The sequence below is a fragment of the Gluconacetobacter aggeris genome, from assembly GCF_014174395.1.
GTDB classification, from domain to species: domain Bacteria; phylum Pseudomonadota; class Alphaproteobacteria; order Acetobacterales; family Acetobacteraceae; genus Gluconacetobacter; species Gluconacetobacter aggeris.
Genome location: NZ_JABEQD010000003.1, coordinates 340,019 through 365,155 on the forward strand (window position 1 = coordinate 340,019; position 25,137 = coordinate 365,155).

Below are 25,137 nucleotides of genomic sequence, written 5' to 3' on the forward strand. Positions count from 1 at the left end.
GTCCTTCCTGACGATCCTCAGACCGTCCAAGTATCGAGAATGAAGGCGTTATCACGCCGGGCAAGCAAGATCAGGTCCAGCACGTCCTGCGGGTTGATGGGCGTAATGCCGGGGATCAAGGACTGCTCACCATGGCCGTAGAGGGCCTGGAGAGCGAAGCGGCAGGCGTAAACCTTCCCACCCTCTTCAAGGATCTTGGTGATCTGCTTGTTGCAGTTCATGTGCCCAGGAAAGGCTTCATCGCCGAGACGCGGGAACCCGCGCTGCACGCCCAGGGTCACACCGGGTCCATAGAGCAGGACGGATGTCTCGAATCCCTTGCGGATCAGGCGGGTCGCCTGAAGCAGATTGACGAAGCCGATCGAACCTTCGAAAGCAACCGTATGAAAGGTGATGAGAGCCTTTTCACCGGGATTGGCTTTGACGTCTTCAAAGACCTTGTTTTCGTAATCGACGAAAACGTCACCATCCTTGTGGGGGGCATGCTCGACTTTGGGCATTTTCATACTCCAGCAAAGGCCGACTGATCGATCGGCGGTTGTGAACCGAAGACATTACGTTGCATACGATGGGGACAATTCCAACCGCAAGCTTTCACCATAATCCATACAATATATGGCACATATCGAGAGAAGCCGCTTTTTTTAACATACAATGCCATACACGATGGTATGCCCGCGCAAACACTCAAAAAGTTATACCCCTATGTAATTGAATTATTATAAAAAAATAGTTCTCCACCGGACCTGAATAATTCTTATTGTCTGCATGGCATCAGGCTAAAACCCGGTCTGAAGCGACGCATAGACCTCTGCCTGGTCAATGATACGGCGCGGTCGTCCCCAGAGGGACATGAGCCAGCGTCACGTTCAGATGCTTGTTAACGAAGTAGGTCGCGCACGCGTCAAAACAATTACCTTCAGGCATGAAGTTCTGATTTCGCGGCTTGGTTCTATATTCAACGCCCACGACCAGCCCGGGCACGAAGGACGGAAGATAAGCAATAGATCCTTCGAACTGCGGATGGTAACTGTCGTTACAATTTCCGCCGAAACCAATGATGCCCCGTTGATTTCCCTTGGTAAGACGCATCGTCGCGTCAATGATGACATGAGCTTTCCCGAACAGCTTTGTGGTCGCGATATACACATCGCCACCATCAGCCGAGCGTGCGCCGATAGAGTGGATCACATGATTGTCGCTGTCAGGCTTGATACGTCGCACCAATCGCAACCTGCGGAAGTAAAATAAAATGCCGTTCCGATCCCGTTATTGCTGCAGCATACGCCAATAGTTGCTCAACTAGGGTCTGTTAGATCTTGATCCAATCTGAGGCGGCTGCGAGGTGAAGGATAGCGAGGAACGAGGTGACGGTCTTTTCGTATCGGGTTGCGACGGCGCGCCATTCCTTCAGACGGGCCCATAGGTTTTCCACCAGATGCCGGTTTCGATAAACCCATTGTGGACAGGCAACGGCAGCGTCCCGGCGCTTGGGCGGGATCGCTGGTCGCGCGCCCATGGCCCAGACATGGTCCCGGAAGGCATTGGAAGCATACCCCTTGTCACCGACGACCCATAATGGCTCGCGTGGCAGGCGGTCGAGCATGGCGGGTGCCAGCGGCAGTTCGTGCGCCTGACCGGGCGCCAGGTTGAAGGTGACGGCACGGCCACGTCCGTCAGCGACTACGCAGACCTTGGTTCCATAGCCACCACGGGCCCAATTCCGAAGGAATGCTGCGCCATTTCGCGCCGTTCTGATGACGCCAGAACACCGCCGATATCGTCCGCCGCAGGTCTTTCGGCGGCGTCTTGCCCCGCGGGCGCACCGCTTCGATCAGTGGCTCCCAAACCGCCCACGCTTCGTCGGTGAAAATCTGTGTCGCATTGCTTTCAGTCATTCCTCATATATAGGAATAATCTACAAGATCTAACAGGCCTCAATCGGATGTTCTTGCCATAGATAAAACGCCTGATTCGATAAATGGTCAATACATGAGGCAATATGGAGCACCGGCACCAATCAACTTGTATCCTCTTCCGGCCAAACCGTCATTCCTCGCACAACAGAGAGGGGTTGCCGTCCTCTCCAAACGGCATCGCAATATGCCAACGTGATGGTTGTGAACAGAAACTGAAGAGAAAAGACGACACATGAAGGATACGATGATTGGTGTGGACAGGAGAAATCTTCAGGCCAGAAGACTCAATCGTCGCGCCCACCTTCGGGCTTTCCACCTCTGTCACAACTCTTGTTCTTTCTCGCCGCCATGCGACCCGACACGAGAGAGACGCCGGAATCCTTGGGGCGTCTGACCATACTGGCGGATAAAGGCCTCGCGCAGGCGTCGGCGGTCGACCAAGCCCGTCTCCTGCGCGATCTCATCGAAAGAAAGCCTTCCTTCATCAATCAAAAGCCGCGCGGCCTCGATCCGAAGACGCTCCACAACCTTCGCAGGGGATTGACCAGTTTCCGCGCTGAAGGCACGACTGAACTGGCGCGGACTCAAATTGACTACAGCCGCAAGCTCCTCAACCGAGAGAGGGTTTGCCAGGTTGCATCGGGCGAAGACAAGCGCCTTTTGAATCCGATCGGATTTTGGCGCCAGATCCAGCAGTTCGGAATGCTGGGACTGCCCGCCGGTCCTGCGATGACTCATCACCAGTCTGCGTGCGACAGTGCGCGAGAGTTCCAATCCGAGGTCCTTCTCTACAAGCGCCAGCGCCAGATCGAGCCCCGCTGTAAGACCCGCAGACGTCCATACCGGACCTTCATTGATGAAGATCCGATCTTCCTCAACCTTCACCAGGGGATGATCGGCCCGCATGCGGCTAGCATAAAGCCAATGCGTCGTGGCGCGCCGTCCGTCGAGCGCACCGGTTTGCGCAAGATAAAATGCGCCAGTACACAAGCCAGCGACACGGCGCGCCCGTCGCATGTGATGCTGAAGCGTTGCAATCTGCTCCGTTGGCAGGCGCTGCGGAACTGTCACGCCGCCGAGCAGAATCAACGTATCGACCGCTTCTAGCGCATCGACATGCCCGGTACCGATATCGAATCCCATCGAGGATGGCACATTGCCGCCCGTCAACGAAACCAGATGGAGCGTATAGTACGGGCTGCCAACCGCCATGTTGGCGATTTCGAAAGCTGTCTGTGCTGCGAGCCCCATGAACTGGACTCCCGGAAAAAGTAACATGGCGACGTCCGGCATCGCTCTCTCCCTATCTGGCTCAGATCATGGCGCGAATACGTAGCATCTGCGTCATTTCAGACGCAACGGCGACGGCGTATGAATTCGGAGTCATGACGCAGCCGGCACCGCGGACGTCCATGACGGAAGCTGAATTTCAGGAAGGATATCCGCATGACCAGCAAAGGAACGGCCGTCGTGACGGGGGCGTCATCAGGTATCGGCGCCACATACGCGGACCGCCTTGCCCGCCGAGGCTACGATCTCATTGTCGTCGCCCGCAATCGGGCGCGCCTCGAAGCGTTGGCCAAGCGGCTGAGTGACACGACAGGCCGCGCGGTGAAGGTTCTGGTCGCCGACCTCGAGGACAAGGCAGATCTTGCACAGGTCGAAATGGTGCTGAAGACCGATGCCAGCATCACGATGCTGGTAAACAATGCCGGCTTCGGCACCTTTGCGCCTCTGTTGGAGAGCGACATTGAAAGAATGATGTCGATGATCGACATCAACGTGACCGCGCTAACCCGTCTGACCTATGCCGCCATTCCGGCGATGGTGACGCGCGGGCACGGGGCACTGATCAATATTTCTTCGATCGTGAGTGTGTCGCCTGAAACTCTTAATGGTGTCTATGGCGGTACGAAGGCATTCGTTCATGCATTCAGCACCTCTCTGAACCACGAGTTGAAGGACAAGGGTATCCGTGTCCAGGCAGTACTTCCCGGTGCCACGGCCACGGAATTCTGGGATGTGGGCGGTCTTGCGGTGGAACACCTTCCAGCCGAAATCGTCATGACCGCCGACGACATGGTGGACGCGGCATTGGCGGGGTTCGACCAGGGAGAAACGGTGACGATTCCGGCCCTGCCCGACATCGAAGAGTGGAACCGCTTCGAGGCAGCGCGCCGCGCCATGGCAACGCGTCTATCCGCCACCAAACCTGCAGTTCGCTACGGCGTGGCCCAATAAAGAGAGGGCGTCAGAGCCCGGAGAACCCTCATGAACACCATTCTTCCGTTAACCGATGACGCAGTCGACGATCATGTCGCCACCATCTTCAAGACCGCCAAAGCCAACATGGGAAGAGTGCCCAATCTCTTCCGCGTCATGGCTCACGCACCTGCAGTGCTCGAGGTTTATACCCAGACACATGCCTCTCTCGGTCATGGTGTCCTACCGCGTGCCCTGAGGGAGCAAATTGCCATTGCCGTCGCGACCGCCAATCACTGCGACTACTGCCTTGCCGCGCACACGCTTGCTGGAAAGGCAGCTGGCCTGACAGCCGCGGATCTGACGGCAGCCCAGGACGGCATGGCATCAGACCCGAAATCTCGGGCCGTTCTCACGCTCGCGCGCCTCATCAACGCGACACATGGGCGCGCCCACCCGGAGGCCGTCGCATCCGCTCGGGCAGCCGGACTGAGCGATGCCGAGATCCTTGAAACGGTCGCCCACGTGTCGATCAGCGTGCTGACCAACAGCATCAACAACATCGTCGATACACCGCTCGACTTTCCCCCCGCCGTCCGCTCGGACGTCGGTTGAGTCACGGCTGAAACACAGGAGATTTACCATGAATCTTACAGGCAATACGATCTTCATCACCGGCGGTGGGTCGGGTATCGGGCGAGGATTTGCCGAAGCGCTCCATAAGCTCGGTAACCAGGTCATCATCTCGGGGCGGCGCCAGGCGTTGCTCGACGTAGTTACGGCGGCCAATCCGGGAATGGCGTCGGTGACCCTCGATGTCGCCAATCCGGCGGACATCGCACGGGTCGCAACTACGCTCATCCGCGACTATCCGTCCTTGAACGTCTTGTTCAACAATGCCGGAATCATGCCCTTCGACGACGCCGAACGCGCACTCGACCTTGAAACTGTGCAAAGTATCGTCGCTACCAACCTCCTCGGCCCGGTTCTGATGACCTCGGCGTTGATCGAGCATCTCAAAACTCAGCCGCGTGCAACGGTTCTTTATAACAGTTCGGTTCTGGCGTTCGTGCCGCTAGCGACGAATGCCGTTTACTCGGCGACCAAAGCGGCAATCCATTCCTATGCCCTGTCGCAAAGGTTCGTGCTGCGCAATAGCCACGTCACAGTGCAGGAAATCGCTCCGCCGTGGGTCGATACTGATCTTATCAAGAAGAGCGGCGATCCCCGCGCCATGCCGCTCGACACCTTTATCGAGCAGGCGATGACGTTGCTCGCGACGGACGCACCCGAAATCGTGGTCGAGGCTATACGCTCGCTCCGAGATAATCCTGGGTCCGGAGAACATGCGCTGGTCACGGCGTTCAATCAATCAATCGTCGACGATCCGATCCCGGTGTAAGAGCAGAAAGTGCATGCTGACAGCGGTAAATATCAACATGTCCACGTACCCGCTGGACTGCGCCCATATCGGTTGCGGTTTCCCGAGGATGCCCAACTAATTTGATCAAACAGCTCCGTCACGAACTCTTACATCTCTCTCCTCGACCAAATGATCCCGGGTGCCGTTGATGTTGACGGCACCCGTATCCGGTACCTCGTCGCCGGCAAGGAGGGATCCCCTGTTGACCGCATCGCGGAGATACTGACACGCGAGCGCGGTGGTCCGATCAATGACTGCCGCCTTGAGGTCGCCCGCGCGCGGGATGCGATTCATTATTTTGCGCGCCAGAGGCTTGAAGAGCGGGTGATCCGCCGGAACAACCATGAACTGATTGTCGAACAGCGCTATGCACAAGGCGTCGTGGTCGCGATCACGCCATGGAATCGACCGATGACCCTCCTTTCATTCAAGCTCGCACCGGCGCTGATCACAGGCAACACGGTCATCGCGAAACCTGCGCCATCTACGCCACTCACAACGCTGTTGCTTGGTGAGCTCGCGGCTGACATTTTTCCTCTGGGAGTATTTCAAACAATCATCAATGCTAACGACCTTGGTCCGTTGCTCACCAGCCATCCGGATGTCGCCCATGTCAGCTTTACCGGCTCGACCGCGACTGCAAAGGCGATCATGTCGTCCGTGGCAATAGCCTTAAGCGTTTCACCCTTGAGCTTGGGGGAAACGACGCCGCAATTGTAATTGACGACGTCGAGTGGGTCGCCGACAAGATCTATGCCACCGCATTTATTAATGCAGGGCAATTGTACTACGCAACTAAGCGCGTATAGTCAATCTCGATCTCCAGGGATAATTGAGGGTTTTGGTGTCAGAGACGTACCACGTTACTTCCAAAGTAACCATGCTTGAAAGACTTCACGCTTTCTGCCGGAAACCGAGATCATCGCACTTGTTGTCCGAACGTGCGGCCCAATATTCATCACCCCCCAACCAGAAGGACAGTTTTCATCTAACAAGTCGACCAACTCCGGATAAGTCCAGCCCCTAGCTTCACTATCGCAATCGAATGAAAAAACGGATCTGTCTCTCGTGGGCGGAGTACACACTGTCGGCCTCGCCATCAGACGATATCGTCGAAGCCGGGCGAACGTTTATGGCGCAACAGGTCGGAGACGCCTCGCAGAGAGACAGCGAGACTTTCTCGGCTCGTTGCACTTCCAAGAGCAATACGCGCGCGCTGGGGCGGCTCCCCCTCAACGGTGAAGACATTACTGGGCACCAGAGCAAGCCCCTGCCTGCGAGCGTATGAAACGAAATCGACGCTCCCCCACCAGTCTGGAAGCCTGAGCCAGACATGCGGGCCGTCCGGGTGCATGCAATGGCCGTTCCCCAGGATATCCCGTGCAATTTTCTGCCGGGCCCGCAATTCCGTTTGAATCGCTGCCAGGATGCTTGCGGCAGAACCGTTTTGCATCCATCGGGCCACGAGACTCGTCATCAACCCCGAATTCGTGAGGGAAAGCGCCCGAATGGCCGAACTCATTCTATGGGCCATGTCCACGCCCGGTACCACGAGAAAGGCCTGCCGGAGTCCGGGCGACAATACCTTGGCCAGAGTGGAAACATAGAAGACATGCGCCGGGTCCAGACGCGCCATTGCGGGCAGGCCGTCCCGCAACAATAACCCGTAGGGATCGTCCTCCAGGATCGGAATTTGATGCGCTCGCGCAATTGCCAGAATCGCCTCACGCCGTTCCGGAGACATGGTCGCCGTGGATGGATTTTGGATTGTCGGCATGCAGTAGATGAGCTGCGGTCGGTGACGACGGCAGGCCTGATCGAACTGATCCGGTACCATTCCTTCCAGATCGCTATCGATACCCTTGAGCATGAGATGAAACTGAGCCGCGGCTGAGCGAATACCAGGGTAGGTGAACCGATCGGTGATAATCGTATCACCGGGAGTCGTCAGGGTGGAGACGACGGCAGCAATGGCTGCCTGGGCACCTGGAACAACAAGAACCTCATCCTCATTGCGTTGCCCGAGCAAGGGTTCCATCCAACGCGCCGCCAGACGGCGCTCCTCGGTGCTGCCGCCGGTAACGCGGTATGAAAGCAGGCCACTGAGTTCCTGCTTGCGGAGGAGATACGTCATATCCGCCTGGATCAATTGACCAAGAGCTGGTTCTTCGGGAATCGGCGGCAAATTCATCGTGAGATCGACGATGGCGCGACCAGTGTGACGCCAGCGTGTTTCTGTCGCCCCTACTTTCACGAATGTCCCGCGGCCGACGGTCGCCTCGATCAAGCCGCGTCGACGGGCCTCACTGAAGGCGCGCGTGACTGTCGTGAGGTCCGTACCCAGAGCAGCGGCCAACTGGCGTTGGGGCGGAAGCCGATCCCCCTCATGCAGGAGACCTCTGCGTATGGAATCAGCCAAAGCATCGATAATCGAGAGATAAATAGGCCCGGAGCCATGCTCGATATGGTGTTTCCAGTTGGATATCAGTTCAGCCGTGGACATCAAATTCCCAAGTCAATCGCACACAAGTTGTCCGCCTACAATTCACGAATGTCACCATACAATCAAGGCCTAATTCACCATCCTTTGCCAGCACATACTGGGACGCTCCACGGGCGGATTAATATCAAAATTACGTTTTTATCCAATATGTTAATGAACATAGAAATCCGAACAGACTGGAAGAAGCTCGTCCGCGTGATGAGGCACGAAACGACGAGTCAACACGAATTCTTGACCAAGACAATAGGAAGACATAATAAGGAGAATATGCGCGTATTGTATGAAATATGACCGGTTCCAATCTGCGCGGAGCGACAGAGAGACGACCGATCCGACGAGAGGAGTCATTGCCATGTTGGGCCTGGACGCACTGGAACTGGCACGGATCCAGTTCGGATTCACGGTTTCCTTCCACATTATTTTTCCGGCCATTACGATCGGTTTAGCCGCTTATATGGCGTGTCTGGAGGGATTGTGGGTCTGGAAGAAGGATCCCGTCTACCTTCAGCTTTGCCATTTCTGGTCGAAGATCTTCGCCGTTAATTTCGGTATGGGTGTCGTATCCGGCCTGGTCATGGCTTATGAATTTGGCACGAATTGGAGTTATTTCTCCGCCAAAGCCGGAACGGTGACGGGGCCACTCCTGACCTATGAAGTGCTGACAGCCTTCTTTCTCGAAGCAGGCTTCCTCGGGGTCTGCCTGTTCGGATGGGACAAAGTGGGCAAGGGGCTGCATCTGTTCTCCACGATCATGGTCGCGATCGGCACAATGATCTCCGCGACCTGGATTCTGGTTTCGAACAGCTGGATGCAGACGCCAGTCGGATACAAGATCGTCGATGGTCGGGTGATACCCGTCGACTGGCTCAAGATTGTGTTCAATCCCTCTGTTCCCTACCGCTTCGCCCATATGGTGCTCGCCGCCTTTCTGGCAACAGCATTGTTTGTCGGCGCGACGGCCGCGTGGCACCTGCTTCGCGGCAATCGGACACCCGCCATTAAGCGCATGCTGTCGATGGCCATGTGGATGATCCTGATTACTGCTCCGATCCAGATCGAAGTGGGCGACCAACATGGATTGAACACGCTGGAACATCAGCCCGCCAAGCTCGCAGCCATCGAGGGTCACTGGGCCAATGACGAAGGACAGGTGCCGCTGATCCTGTTCGGGTTGCCGGACATGGGCGCAGAGAAAACCCGATACCAAGTCGCCATACCGCATGCCGGCAGCCTTATTCTGACTCATTCGTGGAACGGCAGCATTCCGGCGCTGAAAGACTTTCCGGCTGAAGACCGCCCCAATTCCACCATCGTGTTCTGGACGTTCCGCGTCATGGTCGGGCTGGGTAGCGCAATGCTTCTTCTGGGCATCGTCGCCGCATTCGCACGGTGGCGCGGCCGTCTCTACGATCTGAAGGCGTTTCTGACCTTTGCCCTTGTCATGGGGCCGACAGGATTGATCGCGATCCTGGCAGGATGGTTCACGACGGAAATCGGGCGCCAGCCTTGGGTTGTCTACGGCGTACTGCGCACGAAAGACGCTGTCTCCAATCATTCGGTACCGATCCTCACCGCCTCGCTGTTGACCTTCGTCGTACTTTACGTATGCGTATTCGGAACCGGCGTTATCTACATGATGAAACTGGCGGCTCAGGTGCCTGAGACCGTTCCGGACCATGGCCACGAGCTGCGCGATGACGAACGGCCCGCGCGCCCCATCTCTGCCGCACCGAAACTCGGCGACCTGTAATCATCAGTTCCAAGGAACCTGAAAAATGGGTATCGATCTTCCCATCATCTGGGCGATCATCATAGCCTTCGGGGTACTGATGTACGTCGTCATGGATGGCTTCGACCTGGGCATTGGCCTGTTGTTTCCATTCATTCCGGACCGCACGGAACGGGATACGATGGTCAATACCGTGGCTCCCGTATGGGATGGCAACGAGACTTGGCTAGTCCTTGGGGGCGCTGGCCTGATGGCGGCGTTCCCGATCGTCTATTCCGTATTACTGAGTGCATTCTATATCCCGCTGCTGCTGATGTTGGCCGGGCTGATCCTGCGCGGCGTGGCGTTCGAATTTCGCTTCAAGGCAGACGAGGCTCACCGTCCCTTCTGGGACAAGGCTTTCATGGGAGGCTCGTTTCTGGCCACCTTCTGTCAGGGGATCGTGCTGGGAGCACTCGTCAACGGCCTCCATGTGACCGGTCCGTCCTATGACGGCGGAGCGTTCGACTGGCTTTCACCTTTCAGCCTTTTCACCGGCCTTGCACTACTCGTTGCGTACGCCCTGCTCGGCGCAACGTGGCTGATGCTGAAGACGGAAGGTACGCTGCATGAACAAATGCGGCGCGTTTCACGCCCGCTCGCACTGGCCTTTCTGGGCTCGATCGCAATCGTCAGCCTGTGGACGCCGCTCCTGCATCAGGAAATCGCCGATCGCTGGTTTAGCATGCAGAACATGACTTTTCTCGCTGCGGTACCGGTTCTCGTCCTGCTGTTCGCGACAATTCAGCTGCGGAGCATCGGCAATCCGGCAGGCAACCATGCCGTGCCTTTTCTCATGTCCCTTGGGTTGATGCTGCTGGGCTATATCGGGCTCGGGATAAGCTTGTGGCCGAACATCATTCCCCCCGGCCTTTCTCTCAGAGACGCGGCAGCCCCGCCGGAAAGCATGGGTTTCGCGTTGGTGGGGGCCTTGTTCGTTACCCCCTTCATTCTGATCTACACTGCGTGGGCCTACTATGTCTTCCGCGGAAAGGTCCGTCACGGAGAGGGCTATCACTGATGCGCATCCTGCATAAACCACGCACTCAGTTCGGCTGGATGGTCACTCTCTGGCTCGCCGGTGTCACCTGCATGGGTATTTTCGCAGGGGGCATGCACATCATCATGGCTGCCGTCGGTTTAACGCCATAGGCGGCACGTGCCCAAATGGCGGCTTATATTGCCAAAAGCAACTGACGCATTGTTAACCACCGCACTTGGTTCACCCTGACATCTGAGAGCGGTGGTCACGACCGGCAGCCAGGAATTTCCGTCATTGCGGAAGCAAGCGGTGCCAGAAAGCCCAATCGGGCTTTCATCAAGGGCCTGGCCCGCTTGCCCTCCTTTCGTCGATCGATCCGGGATTGCTCTGCTCATGGCGCTTCCGCGCCACACGACGTCCTTATTCGCTATATCCACGGACATCGCTCCAATCGGGATCTTCGCCACGCCGCAATCCGGATACGGGCGCGCCCGTTGAAAGACATTGCGCGTTCAGCAACGCATCCCGCTACCTGGAGCTCTCTCTTGTCGCGTGAGTCGAGCTTGATGGCCCATAGGGTTATCTTGCGGCCTCTGGCGAAAGAACGTCCCTCCCGCCTCATCCGTTCGATCGTCGCGAATAACTTGACGGACATCTTTTGCTCCGCCTGTCTCCATCGCTCCTGACAGTCACGTCGGACGCCCCCGCTGCCCGACCTCGCTGCCTGCACCCGGCACAAGACAGGCAGGGGTGGATCAGATGATCGAGCCTGACCTTCCGAACACCAGCCGGGCCACATGGTCGAGGACCAGTCAGCCCGACAAGAAGGCGCCAATCAGGATAGATGCATGCATTTTTTCCAAGATGTACCCTTAAAAGGCATACATAAATATATGTTCTACGCTATTATAGCCATACACAGTGGCGACGACTCCGTGTGGCTGCGAGATCCGATCGTCTCTCCTACAAGGACAGAAGAAGGCCCAGATGCAAAACTCGCTCCATCGACCTGAACGCAAGCCCGAAAATCCGCAATTTTCATCGGGCCCCTGCCGGAAACGGCCTGGTTGGTCGCCTGAGGTTCTGAATGCCGCCCTGTTCGGGCGCTCTCATCGTTCCGCGCAGGGCAAGGCCAAACTGAAAGAGGTTATCGATCTGACGCGAGAAATACTCGGTATTCCGGCAGATTACCGAATCGCGATTGTACCCGGTTCGGACACTGGTGCCGTCGAAATGGCACTGTGGAGCCTTCTCGGGCCGCGCGGCGTCGACATCTTCGTCTGGGAACATTTCAGTGGTATCTGGGCAACCGATATCACGACGGAGCTGCAACTGGCAGATTGCCGGGTATTCCGAGCCGACTACGGCGACCTCCCGGACTTGCACCAAGCAGCACCCGATCGCGACATCGTCTTTTCCTGGAACGGGACAACGTCCGGGGTCCGTGTTCCAGATGGTGCGTGGATCGCCGAAGACCGCACCGGCCTGACGATCTGCGATGCGACATCCGCTGCTTTCGCCATGGACCTGCCTTGGTCCCGACTGGATGTCACCACGTGGTCCTGGCAGAAAGTCCTCGGCGGCGAAGGCGCCCACGGAATGATCGTCCTGAGTCCCCGCGCGGCCATCCGACTGACCGACCATTCGCCGCCCTGGCCGATGCCGAAACTGTTCCGCATGGTCAGCAACGGCCTACTGACCGAGGGCCTGTTTGCTGGCGAAACCATCAATACTCCCTCTCTCCTGGCCGTAGAGGACGCGATCGACGGACTACATTGGGCCCGCGATATCGGTGGAATTGCCGCATTGCAAAAGCGCTGCCAGCGTAATTTCGATCGTGCTGCGGAATGGGTCGCACGAAGCAACTGGTGCGAATTTCTTGCAAGACGCCCCGAGATCCGATCACAGACATCGATCTGTCTGAAGATCAACGACCCCACCCTCGATCCATCTGAATATCCGCAGATTGCCTCGGCTGTGGCACGCTACCTGGCCCGGGAGAACGTGGCATACGACGTCAACGCCTACCGAACGGCTCCTGCCGGATTTCGCTTCTGGGGTGGCGCAACGATTGAAACGGCCGATTTGGCATGCGCCCTGGAATGGCTGGACTGGTCCTACCACGCAGTGCGCCAATCCATGCGAACCTAATTCCGGACACCCCCACGATCCGAACGGAATCATCACGGTATAATAGTCTGCAAGCGAACCGACAAACGCGCGACATCCTCGATCGAAAATGATGAATCGAGCGGTATGCGGATTCCCTGATACGGTCTATTCGTTGAAAACATGATCCCGTCAGAATAATTAATTTTATTTTTGCGTATTATTTCCGATATATCTAAATATTTTTTCCGTCCATTGCAATTGATCCAAATATGGAATCCCGATATCTGACAATCCACTTCCTCCAATATACTCTCGGATACCGAGATACGCTCTTTCAAAATATTTCTGTTTTCCAATACTATTTTACAATACTCACCGCGGATAATCAGATCCGTCGCATAATGCAGTTCCCCTTCCTTCAAACCGGTTCCGATTGCGCTCAACGCGCCGATCAGGCGTTCGGACGCCGCAACATTGGGCGTCAAAACAAACGCGACCCGCAAGGCGCTCGACACTGATTTCGACATAGACGAAATATAGTAAGCGTAATTCCTTGCAAATACCGAAACCGGAACGGTATCACCGGCAAACATCGCGCCATACGGGTCATCTTCGATAATCGGCACATGGTACCGACGGGCCAGGTTGGCTAGCTTTTCCCGCCGGTCATTCGGCAGAGTCGTAACACCGGGATTCTGGAATGTGGGATTGCAATATATCGCCTTGGGCGTCAACGTACCGAGCATATGCTCGAGATCATCAACGATCAGCCCGCTCCGATCGAGCTGGATCGGTATGATGGAGAGCCCGAGCTTACCCGCTATTGAATGAATTCCCGAATATGTCAGCTCTTCGGCGAAGATGACGTCTCCAGGTACCGTGAGGCTCTTCAAGACCGCATGAATGGCCTCGTGCCCTCCCCCCGTCGCCACAATGCGCTGGCGAGAAGCATCGGGGATTCGTTCCGCCAGCCATCGGCCGGCGGCCTTTCGCAGGCGTCGATCGTCGAGAGTGACATCTGCTACGCGCGTGGCGGGACCAGCATGCCGCCTGGCCAGTTCTTCCGCCAGTATTCCGCTCGTCGAACTTCTCGGCAACTGGTTCCTGAGCCTCGGAGGAGACACCGCAGCATCCGGTTCGACCCGTGCGGGAACGGGCAAGGCGTAGTAGGATCCGGAACGCAGTGTCGTATAGATCAAACCACCGGACTCAAGCGCCCGATAGATCCTGTCAGTCAACGTCACCGACAAACCGAACCGTGCCGCCGTCACCCGTCGAGACGGCAGGCGCGTTCCGGGCAGTACGGTCTCCGAGGCCAAGACATCACTTAACCTGGAGATCAGACGGCCGATATCGTCCTCACCAGCAGCGAGGATGTCATGCAGCGGATCGACTATTCCGGGCATGGCAAACATATCGCTCATTGCCATGTCTTTCCTCACCTCGCATCGCATCAATCCACCCCCGATGGGAAAATGCATCGACCGATTCGATGCCAGCAAAGGACAACAGAACAGGAAAGGCGACCAAAACACCGGAGCCGTCTCGGTGTCAGACATCCAATTCGGCTCCGGCTGGGATGTCTATTCGCGATGCACTGCGTCCATGACCGACATGCTCCTGGGCATCATGTTGACGTCCGCATTGTGCATGACCCATAGTGACAGGCCGACGATGATCACGATCAGCGTCACCGTGAGGATCAGATAGACCGTGTTTTCGCGCTGTTCCGGCGCCAGACCCAGATGCATGAAGTAGTAAAGCTGCACGAGAAGCTGCGCGACACCGAAGAAAATGACGGCCGGCATAATCATATCATGAGGCACAACGTGCCCCATGACCGACCAGAAAGCCAGCACTGTCAAGACCAGCGACAGGCCGAATCCGATGATACAGCGTCCCACCCCATGGCCGGTGGCAGGCGATGCGTCCTTATGCATTACAGGACTCCCCCCAGATAAACGATCGAGAACACGCAGACCCACACCAGGTCCAAGAAGTGCCAGAACAGACTCAGGCAGGCCAGACGACGCTGGATGGTTGCATCCAGGCCGAAATGCAGCACCTGATGAATGATCACCGCAAGCCAGAGCAACCCGAGCGTAACGTGGATGCCATGCGTTCCGACGAGACCGAAATAGGCGGACAAGAAGGCGCTGCGATCCGGCCCGGCGTTTTCAGCGATCAGATGGACGAATTCATGGATCTCCATCCAGATAAAGGAAGCACCAAGAAGAAATGTTACAAACAGCCAGAAAATGACGCTCGTCTTCTTCTCGTTACTCAGGCCCGAGATCGCCAGCCCGAACGTGAAGCTGCTGAGCAGCAATAACAGCGTCTCCAACCCGACATAATTCAGGTCGAAAAGCGAACCGGCTGTCGGCCCCCCGGCTGTCGCATGAGAAAGAACCCCGAAGGTCGCGAACAGGGTGGCGAAGATCAGGCAGTCCGTCATGAGATAGATCCAGAAGCCGGTAATGGCCATGGCTCCCTTCTCATGCCCATGGTCGGCGTCATGATGGGACGCCTGAACAGTGCTGTGGAGCATCAGATCTGCCCTCCCGCTACGACCGAGGCATGGCGGGATTCTATTTCTGCCACCTCCTCGGCCGGGACGTAATAATCCACATCCGTATTGTAGGTTCGCACGATGAAACTCACGATCGCACCGACAAAACCGATAATTGCCGGAATCCACATGTGCCAGACGAGCGAGAAGCACAGGACCAGAGCGAAGACCGAAATAACAAAGCCGGTCGCCGTGTTCCGCGGCATGTGGATGTCTTCGTAATGCACATTCTCAGGTGCCGTTACGCCGTTGATCTTGTCGTCCCAATGCTGCTCCAGCGACGTGATGGTCGGAATCCGAGCGAAATTATAGAAGGGCACGGGTGACGGCAGGGACCATTCCAGGCTGCGACCGCCCCACGGATCTCCCGTCACGTCGGCATTCGCCTTCCGATCACGAATACTGACCGCGATCTGGATCAGGATCGCTACGATGCCAACCGCGATGAGACACGCCCCGATCAACGCGACGGTCAGGTAGGGCTGCCAATCCGGCTGATTGAAATGATTCAAACGGCGCGTCATGCCCTTGAAACCAAGAACATACATCGGCGTCCAGGCCAGCCAATAACCGGAAAACCAGAACCAGAAGGCAATCTTTCCCCATTTCTCGTTGAGAGCAAAGCCGAACACCTTCGGAAACCAGAAGGTCATACCGGCGAGCACACCGAAAACAGTGCCGCCGATGATGACGTTATGAAAATGCGCGACCAGGAAGAGGCTGTTATGAACAAGGAAGTCGACGCCCGGGATCGCGAGCATGACGCCGGTCATACCGCCGAATGCAAAGGTCGCCATGAAGCCGATGGACCAGAGCATGGACGAATGATAGCGGACCCGGCCCCGATACATGGTGAACAACCAGTTGAACAGCTTCACACCGGTCGGGATCGAAATGAGCGTGGTCATGATGCCGAAGAACGCGTTGACGTTGGCACCGGAGCCCATGGTGAAGAAATGATGCAGCCAGACGAAGAATGACATCACACCGATGGCTGAGGTCGCATACACCATGGATTTGTAGCCAAACAGAGGCTTGCCCGAAAATGTCGCAACGACTTCGGAAAAGACGCCAAATGCCGGCAGAATCAGGACGTAGACCTCAGGATGCCCCCATACCCAGATGAGATTGATGTACATCATCGCATTTCCACCAAGCTCGTTGGTGAAGAAATGCATTCCCAGATAGCGGTCCGCCGTCAGAAGCGCCAGCGTCGCCGTCAGGACGGGGAAAATCGCAACGATCAGAATGTTCGTGATCAAGGCCGTCCATGTGAACACCGGCATCTTCATGAGCGTCATGCCCGGAGCACGCATCTTCAGGATCGTCATCAGGAAATTGATCCCTGATATCGTGGTTCCCAGACCGGAGAGCTGAAGGGCCCAGATATAATAATCGACACCGACTGTCGGGCTGTAGCCGAGTTCGGAAAGCGGCGGATAGGCCACCCAGCCCACAGCTGCGAAATCGCCGACGAACAGCGACATCATCACAAGCGTGCCGCCCATCACCGTCAGCCAGAAACTCAATGAGTTCAGGAACGGGTAGGCCACATCCCGTGCGCCAATCTGCAAGGGTACCACAAAATTCATGAGACCGAGAATGAACGGGGTCGCCATGAAGAAGATCATGATCGTACCATGCGCGGTAAAGATCTGATCGTAATGGTGGGGTGGCAGATACCCCGGCGATCCGGCAGAGGCCAGGGATTGCTGAAGCCGCATCATGATGGCATCCGCAAATCCGCGCAGCAGCATAATGAGTGCAAAGATGATGTACATCACACCGATCTTCTTGTGATCGACGGATGTTATCCATTCACTCCACAGATATTTCCATTTTCCATAATACGAAACCAGGCCCAGGATCGCACAGCCTAAGATCGCAACAGCCGCGAATGTCCATACGATAATGGGTTGCTCGAGCGGTATCGCATCGAGCGTGAGCTTCCCGAACATCATTGATTCTCCATCACTGCGGCATGGACGTCGCATCGGGTTACATCGCCGACACGCCGCAGGGAATTCTGCATCCGGCAGTCGTACTGTGTAGTAATGTCCCCAAACAGGTGTGGCGCGACATGGCCGTAGAGCGCTTCGGGGTTGTCTTCGCTATCTTTCCGCAAACCCAGATAGGCATCGCCATCCAGGGTGGCCGAAGATGCATGGGCCGTCTGCAGCCAGGCGGCGAATTGATCATCCGTCAGGACATGCGTCGGAAACTGCATTCCGGAGAAGCCGGGACCACTGAACGCAGTAGAACGACCCATATAGGTACCCGGCACTGTGCCCATCAGATGAAGCTGCGTTTCCATCCCCGCCATGGCGTAAACCTGGCTACCGAGCTGTGGGATGAAGAAGGAATTCATCATCGAGTCGGACGTCAGATGGAAATTGATCGGCCGGTCTACTGGAATACTCAGGGTATTAACCGTCGCGACCCCGTATTCCGGATAGATGAAAAGCCATTTCCAGTTCAGCGCCACCACGTCCACCTCGACTGCCGGCCGGCCGGCAACCAGCGGCTTGTAGGGGTCGAGTTCATGGGTGGTGCGCCAGATCGTCCAACCAAGGAACGAGATAACCACGATCGGGATCGACCACACGACAACTTCGACCCCGGTCGAATGGGCCCATGTCGGTGCATACGTCGCATTTCTGTTGCTGGCCCGATATCGCCAGGCAAAAAACATGGAAAGTCCGACCACCGGGATGACCACGCAAAGCATGATCCCCATACTAAGCAGGATCAGCGATTTTTCATGTTCACCAATCGTGCCCTTTGGTGAAAGCAATTCCAAATTGCTACATCCGCCTAGGACCAAGGTGAATATACTTGATCCTAGGTATCGATATTTCTTGTATGACATCGTATCCTCTATTCGGAATTCCGGCAGCGCCCATGTCGCGCCCTGCCGGCACCCGAACTCCTTCGTGACAGCGATCCACTCCGCTCGCTGGCCAGACGTGCTTCCTCATGCCGATCGCGATGCGAGGACAGCGCGTGGCCGCAAAGCCGTCCACGGCGGCCCGATCACAGAGCGACAGGCTTCTCCGCCCCGTTCGATCAGGCGGATATCCGCAAAACTCCCATTCACCTTACAATATCGTCAGCGAGCCAGTTCGCGATGGGTGCGCATCGGCGATTGCCCATACACAAGGCCTATATAACAAAGATAACACACATACAATAATGCAGATATGAGGGTGCAGAATCCCCTTTATGCACATACACGCGCACCGGCATTCGTGTATCTCTCTGTGTCTTTGGCTGCTGGCAGCAAGCCTCGGTCATCTCCTGACCGAGGGAATAACGATGCCCTCACACGCATAAAAGATATTTTTTATAATAAAATCAATATACTAAATAAAAAAATAACGCCATAACCCACCATCCCGGGACTTGGGCGCAACCTCAGAGACACATCGGCGGAACTCGTGAAAGGCTTGCATTGTATGCATCAAAAGCATACACACATGAAGGTGGGAACCATACTCTCGAAATCTCAAGGCAGGTGACTATCGTGGATTACGAGGCGACATTTCAGACCATCCTTTCGACCATGCGGCAGGATGGACGGTACCGGAACTTCATCACACTGGAGCGGATCGTCGGCGCATTCCCGACGGCGCGTTGGCATCGTCCCGATGGCACGGTCCAGAATGTCACCATCTGGTGCAGCAATGATTATCTCGGCATCGGCCAGCATCCCGTCATTGTGGGGGAGATGCATGAGGCGCTGGATCGCATGGGGGCAGGTGCAGGCGGCACACGAAACATTTCCGGCACGACACGCCCTCATGTCGAACTGGAGGCAGAACTCGCCGACCTGCATGGCAAGGATGCCGCGCTGGTCTTCACCTCCGGCTGGATTTCAAACCTCGCGACACTCGGCACCCTGGGCCAGGTTCTGCCCAACTGCGCAATATTTTCGGACGCGCTGAACCATAACTCCATGATCGAGGGCATTCGAAGGTCGGGGGCAGAGCGGTTTATCTTCAAACACAATGATGCCGCACATCTCGATGCTCTTATGAGCAGCATCGATCCCGATCGACCGAAGATTGTTGCCTTCGAAAGCGTCTACAGTATGGACGGCGACATCGCGCCAATTGCAGAATTATGTGATGTCGCGGAAAAATATGGAGCTATTACCTATCTGGATGAAGTACATGCCGTTGGGTTATATGGTCCGCATGGCGGAGGCATCGCCGAACGCGAAGGTCTAGCCGACCGGATCACGATCATTGAAGGCACTCTTGCCAAAGCGTTCGGGGTCATGGGCGGGTATATTGCCGGCTCCACAGCGCTGATCGACGTTATCCGCAGTCTGGGCAGCAGCTTCATCTTCACGACGTCGTTATGCCCTCACATCGCCGCGGGCGCGCTGGCTGCAATTCGGCATGTGCGCGCGACACCCACCCTGCGCCATGAGTTGATGGCAAATGCCGAGCGACTCAAGGCGATGTTTGTTAACGCCGGTCTCCCTGTCCTCGACTCGCCAAGCCACATTCTACCCCTGATGGTACGGGACGCTCATCTGTGCCGACGCCTGAGCGAGACGCTTCTGCATGAGCACGGAATGTATGTCCAGCCAATCAACTACCCCACGGTTCCAGCAGGCCAGGAAAGGCTGCGCATCACACCGACGCCCTTCCACACGGAAGAGCACATGCACAACCTGATTGCAGCGCTCCTCGTTGCAGGGCGCCAACTGGGATGGCCTCTGTCCTCTGCATCCTGATCGCCTTGCTACAGGAGATACCTCATGACCTTTCACATCGTCACGGCTAACCGCCTCTGCGACGGTTCCGTGGTCTGGTTGGACGCTTCGGGAAACTGGGGAGAAAATATCGGTGCCGCCGCGTCGATGGATGAGGCCGATGCAGCGAGCACAGTTGTCACCCTTCAGCGCCGTGACAGGAATATCGTCGTTGATGTTCGCAGCATTCCGGCGGAAGCTGGTGAGAATCACCCGCGCCCGCTGAGCCAGCGCGAGCAGTTGCGGGCAAGCGGACCGAGCGTTCGCCCCGACCTCCGCCATCTACGCTCCGGCACGTGTGAGGAGGTCGGTATCCGTCCCGTTCCTCCATCGACATTTTCCACTTCACCTCATGCCGGAACATATCGCTACGATGAATTCGATCGTCAGTTTCTGCGCGATCGTGCCGCACAATTCGGCGACCAGGTCCAGCGGCGCATCGCCGGTGAATTGACTGAGGAGGAATTCAAGCCGCTGCGACTGATGAATGGGCTCTATCTCCAGCTTCACGGCTACATGTTGCGCGTAGCCCTGCCCTACGGTGTTCTCAGCGCTGTGCAGATGCGCCAACTCGCTTATATCGCCCGTCATTTCGATCGCGGCTACGGACATTTCACGACACGACAGAACATCCAGTTCAATTGGCCTCGCCTGGTCGACGTCCCGGACATTCTTGCCATTCTCGCAGAAGCCGACCTGCACGCGATTCAAACGAGCGGGAACTGCGTACGTAACGTCACAACTGACCATTTTGCCGGTGCGGCAGCGGAGGAGATCGTCGACCCGCGCCTCTATGCCGAGATCTTGCGTCAATGGTCGACTGACCACCCGGAATTCACCTATCTGCCCCGCAAATTCAAGATCGCCATCACAGGCAGTCCGCAAGACCGGGCAGCGGTGCGTTTGCACGATATTGGCATCCTAGCCCGCCGAGACGCAGAGGGTAATCCCGGATTTCAGATCTTTGCCGGCGGCGGCCTCGGCCGCACGCCGGTTGTCGGCACGAAGGTCAAGGACTGGCTACCGGTTCGAGACCTGCTGCGTTACGTCGAGGCCGTGCTACGTGTCTACAATGCACTCGGCCGCCGGGACAATATCTACAAGGCTCGGATAAAGATTCTGCTCCGTGACATGCATCCCGAACAATTCATCGAGATGATCGAGAGTGAATTCACCAGCATGCCCACGGATTACTGCTTACTGTCTCCCGATATTGTCGCAGCCGTCGCTGCGCGGTTCGTCGCCCCACCTTTTCTGGACTTCCCCCCCGACACGCGGATTGATAGGACGACCGGGAATGCGGAACCGAGCTTCAAAGCCTGGGTCCGCACCAATACACACCCACACCGACGCTCCGGCTATGTCAGCACGGTGATTTCGCTAAAGCCGCCCGGCGGCATTCCGGGCGATGCAAGCGCCGATGAAATGGAAACGATTGCCGAACTCGCCGACCGATTTTCCTTTGGCGAAATCCGCATTTCCCACGAACAGAATGTCATTCTGCCACATGTGCGCCAAAACGCGTTACATGCGCTATGGCAGGCCCTGGTCCGTGGCGGGTTGGCCACAGGCAATATCGGCCTCGCGACCAATATCATCGCGTGCCCCGGCATGGATTATTGCAGCCTTGCGACGGCGCGATCGATCCCGATCGCGCAGAGAATTACCGAACGCTTTGCTCGACCGGACCGGCTGGCCGAAATTGGCCCCCTGGACCTGAATATCTCCGGATGCATCAATGCATGCAGCCATCATCACATTGGGCATATCGGGTTACTCGGCGTCGATCGCAACGGCGAGGAGGTGTACCAGATCACACTGGGTGGCTCAGGCGAGGAGAATGCCTCGATCGGCACGATTATAGGGCCCGCGGTGAAAGCGGACGATGTGCCCGATGCCATCGAAGCCATTATCGATGCCTATATTGTGCGACGCGCCGACGACGAACGGTTCATCGAAACTTATCGACGCGTCGGCATGGAACCATTCAAGGAGGCCGTTTATGGCGCTCGTCGATAAACACGGAGACGCGATCGAGGATCGGTGGCACTACCCATCGCCTGCAGACAGCAGCACACAGGGGCATCCCTATTTCCATATGGTGGAGCCGTTTCATATTATTCCGCTGCAGCAACTCGTTGCGATCGGTCCTCGATTGCAAGTCTTTCCTCCTGCCGGAACACTCGTGCCCAACGATGCCCCCCTCGCGATGCTGCGGCCCTTCCTCGACCGACTCGACTTGATCGCCGTGGAATTTCCGAAATTCCGCGACGGCCGTGGCTTTACCCTGGCTCGCACTCTCCGTGAGCGACATGTTTTCAAAGGCGATATCCGTGCAATCGGGCATATTCTGCCCGATCAATTCAGGGCTCTCATCCTGTGCGGATTTTCAACGGTCGTCACGCCGGATGACCACCCACCTGAACAATGGAGTCGCACTTTACGTTCGCTCTCCTCTCCGGACAGCAGCACCCCGCTACTGAACAGACTGATCGGGAGGCGGGCCCTGTCCCGTGAATATGTCGCGGAAAGTGAATGACATGAATTTGATCGATCCAGAGGGGGCACAACGCCTTGCCCAGTTACTCAGACTGCTCGGAATCCCGCGCCGACTCCAGATTCTTAGCCTCTTACTCGAAGGATCTTTCTCCGTCGGCGAGATCAAGGCCCGAACCGGAATCGGCCAACCCGTACTCAGTCAGCAACTCGGTGACTTACGTCGCGGCGGCATTATCATGCCACGGCGCCAGTCCCAGATGATCTACTATTCCATCGTAAATGAAAGCGTAGCCAGAAGCGTCCGAACCATGCTCTCATTACTTGAGCCGGGCCGGGCGTTCGCATCGACGGTCGATATCGCATCGCCGGGAGTGCCTCGAAGAATGAGCGCTCACTCGGCTCATGGTAATCTGCCGTCCTGAGAGTATACGGTGTGATCAAGCGGTTTTGGCATCCACAGGCGGTTGTCCCGCAACAGTGCGTTGGGCGAGAACGATCAGTTTTCGCATGACGGCGGTAATGGCGACACGCAGGCGAACCAGATATCCAGACAGGTCCATAGAGCGCCCGGTTCCCTCTTCTCAATTGAGGCCATACATAATATAGTTTTGTATGCATATATCGCATACGGGACAAAATAAAATGTGGAATCCACGACTTAGCGAGACCGCACGAATGAAATATCTCGGGATCGTCGAGGCGTTGGAGGCAGACATTCGATCCGGACGCGTGCAGTTAGGCGAGCGACTACCGCCACAACGCACCATTGCGGATACGCTCGAGGTTGATTTGACCACCGTGACCCGCGCATTTAATGAGGCACGTCGTCGCGGCCTGATCGCAGCGCAAGCAGGACGTGGCACCTTCATCAGTGAAAAGATCGAGGGTCACCGACTACCGCGATCTGACGTTCCCTCGATCGATTTAAGCATGAATATCCCACCTCAACCCGCCAACATCGACTTTCGAAAATTGATGTCTCACGGCATCAGCGACATCCTGGAAAGACCCGGCGGCCTTTTCCATCTCCATTATCAGGAAAGCAACGGAACGGAAGTCGATCGAGCGGCCGGGGCGCACTGGCTTTCACGGCGTATTGCGGATCTTTCCGTAAATCGAATCGCGGTTACACCTGGCGCGCAAAGTGCGCTCTTCGCGGTCTGTGCACTGCTTCTCAAGCCCGGAGATACCATCATGGCCGGCGCCACGACCTATCCCGGCCTCAAGACGGTCGCGGCGCAACAAAAACTCACCATCAAACCTCTCTCAATGGACGAGCAGGGTATCACCCCGGATAGTTTTGAGCGCGCCTGTCAAGAGAAGTCCCCAAAGGCATTCTATGTTATTCCAACGATTGATAACCCGACCACCTCGACAATGTCAGCATCGCGGCGCCGCGAAATTGTGGCGTTAGCGCGCAAATATAGTATTCCAATCATCGAAGACGATCCTTACTCCCCTTTGCTCCCGACGCCCGTCATTACTTTCGCCGAGCTTGCGCGCGATCTAACCTGGCACATCGCGACACTTTCAAAATGCGCCACGCCCGCGTTGCGGATCGCATATCTAATAGCACCGAGCCCGAACTGTGCGCTTCGCCTTGCATCGGTGCTTCGTGCAACCACCATTATGGCCCCCCCTCTGATGTCTGCTCTCGCAGCACGTTGGATCGGCGACGGAACACTTGAGAGTATAACAAAATCAATTATTGCCGAGAACACGGCGCGCCAGAATATCGCAGCATCCATTTTGGACGGTATCGATTATGCGTCAATTCCTCAGGCCCCTCACCTCTGGCTTCGGCTGCCCGAAGGCTGGCATGCCCGTTCGCTGACTGACCATGCTGCCCGGATCGGCATTTCAATCATACCAAGCTCTGCGTTCAGCACGGGGACACCCCAGATCGAAGCCGTTCGGCTTTCGCTCGGCGTCGCACCTGATCATGACACGCTTGCCGAAGCCTTGACCCAGTTGGTCGACCTCATCGCGACACCGCCGGCTCTCGACACGCTGGCCCTTGTCTAGGAGACCTGTGCGCGGGTGATGGACGGCGTAGCTGATTGATGATTCTCTTGAGTTTGGTTGAGGCGTTGTAGAATGGTGATGTCGTACCGGTCGATTGGTCAGGACTGTCTTGAATTCTCCCGCATGGATCGTGGGTCGTCATCGCTGGACGAAATTGCGGTCGTGCTCGACTGGCAGCCGATCGTGAAGATGCTTGCCTCGCTATACTCCGCGCCGAAGGGCGAAGCCGCTTGACCGTCCTTGTCTATGTTCCGGGCGATATTGCTCGCCGTGTAATATGATCTGTCCGATGTCAGAGCCTGAATCAGAAAGCGGTCTGAGAGGTGGCCCCGTCTGTTCGGACAGCTTTTGGGGATGAATAAGCTATACCCTG

22 protein-coding genes and 2 pseudogenes are annotated in these 25,137 nt (G+C 56.6%); 14 read left to right on the plus strand and 10 right to left on the minus strand.

Annotation, left to right across the window (positions count from 1 at the left end):
• Positions 1-17: 17 nt before the first annotated feature.
• From HLH36_RS06605 to HLH36_RS06620, 4 genes and pseudogenes are all read right to left on the minus strand, one after another.
• Positions 18-500 (minus strand): MSMEG_0572/Sll0783 family nitrogen starvation response protein, encoded by a 483-nt coding sequence (locus HLH36_RS06605; protein WP_182985632.1) that lies wholly within the window; start codon positions 498-500, stop codon positions 18-20.
• 319 nt (positions 501-819) lie between these two features.
• The gene (locus HLH36_RS06610; protein ID WP_338030405.1) at positions 820-1,224 is read right to left on the minus strand and encodes a DUF3034 family protein; all 405 of its coding nucleotides are present in this window, start codon (positions 1,222-1,224) and stop codon (positions 820-822) included.
• Between the two features lie 88 nt (positions 1,225-1,312).
• Positions 1,313-1,874 (minus strand): annotated as a pseudogene (locus tag HLH36_RS06615) (IS5 family transposase).
• A gap of 366 nt (positions 1,875-2,240) precedes the next feature.
• On the minus strand, positions 2,241-3,212 hold the full coding sequence (locus HLH36_RS06620; RefSeq protein WP_182985633.1) for a GlxA family transcriptional regulator: 972 nt from the start codon (positions 3,210-3,212) through the stop codon (positions 2,241-2,243).
• 153 nt (positions 3,213-3,365) lie between these two features.
• On the opposite strand from HLH36_RS06620, the gene HLH36_RS06625 reads away from it, so the two are divergent.
• The 4 genes and pseudogenes from HLH36_RS06625 (at position 3,366) to HLH36_RS06640 (ending at position 6,353) form a co-directional block, all read left to right on the plus strand.
• Complete coding sequence (locus tag HLH36_RS06625) at positions 3,366-4,160, plus strand: SDR family NAD(P)-dependent oxidoreductase (RefSeq protein ID WP_182985634.1); 795 nt, start codon at positions 3,366-3,368, stop codon at positions 4,158-4,160.
• 30 nt (positions 4,161-4,190) lie between these two features.
• Positions 4,191-4,736, plus strand: a complete 546-nt coding sequence (locus HLH36_RS06630; RefSeq protein WP_182985635.1) for a carboxymuconolactone decarboxylase family protein — start codon at positions 4,191-4,193, stop codon at positions 4,734-4,736.
• 28 nt (positions 4,737-4,764) lie between these two features.
• Positions 4,765-5,523, plus strand: coding sequence for an SDR family oxidoreductase (locus tag HLH36_RS06635; RefSeq protein ID WP_182985636.1), 759 nt, complete (start codon positions 4,765-4,767; stop codon positions 5,521-5,523).
• A 150-nt stretch (positions 5,524-5,673) separates the two neighbouring features.
• Positions 5,674-6,353, plus strand: a pseudogene (locus HLH36_RS06640) (aldehyde dehydrogenase family protein).
• A 290-nt stretch (positions 6,354-6,643) separates the two neighbouring features.
• Here HLH36_RS06640 and HLH36_RS06645 read toward each other — a convergent pair.
• Complete coding sequence (locus tag HLH36_RS06645; protein ID WP_182985637.1) at positions 6,644-8,047, minus strand: aminotransferase-like domain-containing protein; 1,404 nt, start codon at positions 8,045-8,047, stop codon at positions 6,644-6,646.
• 352 nt (positions 8,048-8,399) lie between these two features.
• Between HLH36_RS06645 and HLH36_RS06650 the strand changes: the two genes are divergently transcribed.
• From HLH36_RS06650 to HLH36_RS06665, 4 genes are all read left to right on the plus strand, one after another.
• Positions 8,400-9,797: a cytochrome ubiquinol oxidase subunit I gene (locus HLH36_RS06650; protein ID WP_182985638.1), complete on the plus strand. Its 1,398-nt coding sequence runs from the start codon at positions 8,400-8,402 to the stop codon at positions 9,795-9,797.
• Positions 9,798-9,822: 25 nt separating this feature from the next.
• Positions 9,823-10,836: a cytochrome d ubiquinol oxidase subunit II gene (cydB, locus tag HLH36_RS06655; protein WP_182985639.1), complete on the plus strand. Its 1,014-nt coding sequence runs from the start codon at positions 9,823-9,825 to the stop codon at positions 10,834-10,836.
• A 38-nt stretch (positions 10,837-10,874) separates the two neighbouring features.
• Positions 10,875-10,967, plus strand: coding sequence for a hypothetical protein (locus HLH36_RS20245; RefSeq protein ID WP_408871855.1), 93 nt, complete (start codon positions 10,875-10,877; stop codon positions 10,965-10,967).
• A gap of 817 nt (positions 10,968-11,784) precedes the next feature.
• Complete coding sequence (locus HLH36_RS06665) at positions 11,785-12,948, plus strand: phosphoserine transaminase (protein ID WP_182985641.1); 1,164 nt, start codon at positions 11,785-11,787, stop codon at positions 12,946-12,948.
• 32 nt (positions 12,949-12,980) lie between these two features.
• Here the strand turns inward: HLH36_RS06665 and HLH36_RS06670 are convergent, their stop codons facing one another.
• Genes HLH36_RS06670 through cyoA form a run of 5 tightly spaced genes read right to left on the minus strand, consistent with a single transcriptional unit; the run spans position 12,981 to position 18,347 of the window.
• Positions 12,981-14,468 (minus strand): aminotransferase class I/II-fold pyridoxal phosphate-dependent enzyme, encoded by a 1,488-nt coding sequence (locus tag HLH36_RS06670; RefSeq protein WP_182985642.1) that lies wholly within the window; start codon positions 14,466-14,468, stop codon positions 12,981-12,983.
• 24 nt (positions 14,469-14,492) lie between these two features.
• Positions 14,493-14,849: a cytochrome o ubiquinol oxidase subunit IV gene (locus tag HLH36_RS06675; protein ID WP_182985643.1), complete on the minus strand. Its 357-nt coding sequence runs from the start codon at positions 14,847-14,849 to the stop codon at positions 14,493-14,495.
• Positions 14,849-15,457, minus strand: coding sequence for a cytochrome o ubiquinol oxidase subunit III (gene cyoC / locus HLH36_RS06680; protein ID WP_182985644.1), 609 nt, complete (start codon positions 15,455-15,457; stop codon positions 14,849-14,851). Before cyoC ends, HLH36_RS06675 begins: the two co-directional genes overlap by 1 nt.
• Positions 15,457-17,436: a cytochrome o ubiquinol oxidase subunit I gene (gene cyoB / locus HLH36_RS06685; protein ID WP_182985763.1), complete on the minus strand. Its 1,980-nt coding sequence runs from the start codon at positions 17,434-17,436 to the stop codon at positions 15,457-15,459. The genes cyoC and cyoB overlap by 1 nt, the downstream gene beginning before the upstream one ends.
• Positions 17,436-18,347, minus strand: coding sequence for a ubiquinol oxidase subunit II (gene cyoA / locus HLH36_RS06690; protein WP_182985645.1), 912 nt, complete (start codon positions 18,345-18,347; stop codon positions 17,436-17,438). The genes cyoB and cyoA overlap by 1 nt, the downstream gene beginning before the upstream one ends.
• A 654-nt stretch (positions 18,348-19,001) precedes the next feature.
• Between cyoA and hemA the strand changes: the two genes are divergently transcribed.
• The 6 genes from hemA (at position 19,002) to HLH36_RS06720 (ending at position 24,998) form a co-directional block, all read left to right on the plus strand.
• Positions 19,002-20,222, plus strand: a complete 1,221-nt coding sequence (hemA, locus tag HLH36_RS06695) for a 5-aminolevulinate synthase (RefSeq protein WP_182985646.1) — start codon at positions 19,002-19,004, stop codon at positions 20,220-20,222.
• A gap of 24 nt (positions 20,223-20,246) precedes the next feature.
• Positions 20,247-22,259, plus strand: coding sequence for a DUF2849 domain-containing protein (locus HLH36_RS06700; protein ID WP_182985647.1), 2,013 nt, complete (start codon positions 20,247-20,249; stop codon positions 22,257-22,259).
• Entirely contained in the window at positions 22,243-22,779 is a 537-nt protein-coding gene (locus HLH36_RS06705; RefSeq protein ID WP_246376516.1) for a DUF934 domain-containing protein, read from the plus strand. The genes HLH36_RS06700 and HLH36_RS06705 overlap by 17 nt, the downstream gene beginning before the upstream one ends.
• A gap of 1 nt (position 22,780) precedes the next feature.
• Complete coding sequence (locus HLH36_RS06710) at positions 22,781-23,161, plus strand: ArsR/SmtB family transcription factor (protein WP_182985648.1); 381 nt, start codon at positions 22,781-22,783, stop codon at positions 23,159-23,161.
• Between the two features lie 253 nt (positions 23,162-23,414).
• Positions 23,415-24,764: an aminotransferase-like domain-containing protein gene (locus HLH36_RS06715; protein ID WP_220792728.1), complete on the plus strand. Its 1,350-nt coding sequence runs from the start codon at positions 23,415-23,417 to the stop codon at positions 24,762-24,764.
• Positions 24,765-24,836: 72 nt separating this feature from the next.
• The gene (locus HLH36_RS06720; RefSeq protein ID WP_182985650.1) at positions 24,837-24,998 is read left to right on the plus strand and encodes a hypothetical protein; all 162 of its coding nucleotides are present in this window, start codon (positions 24,837-24,839) and stop codon (positions 24,996-24,998) included.
• Positions 24,999-25,137 lie beyond the last annotated feature (139 nt).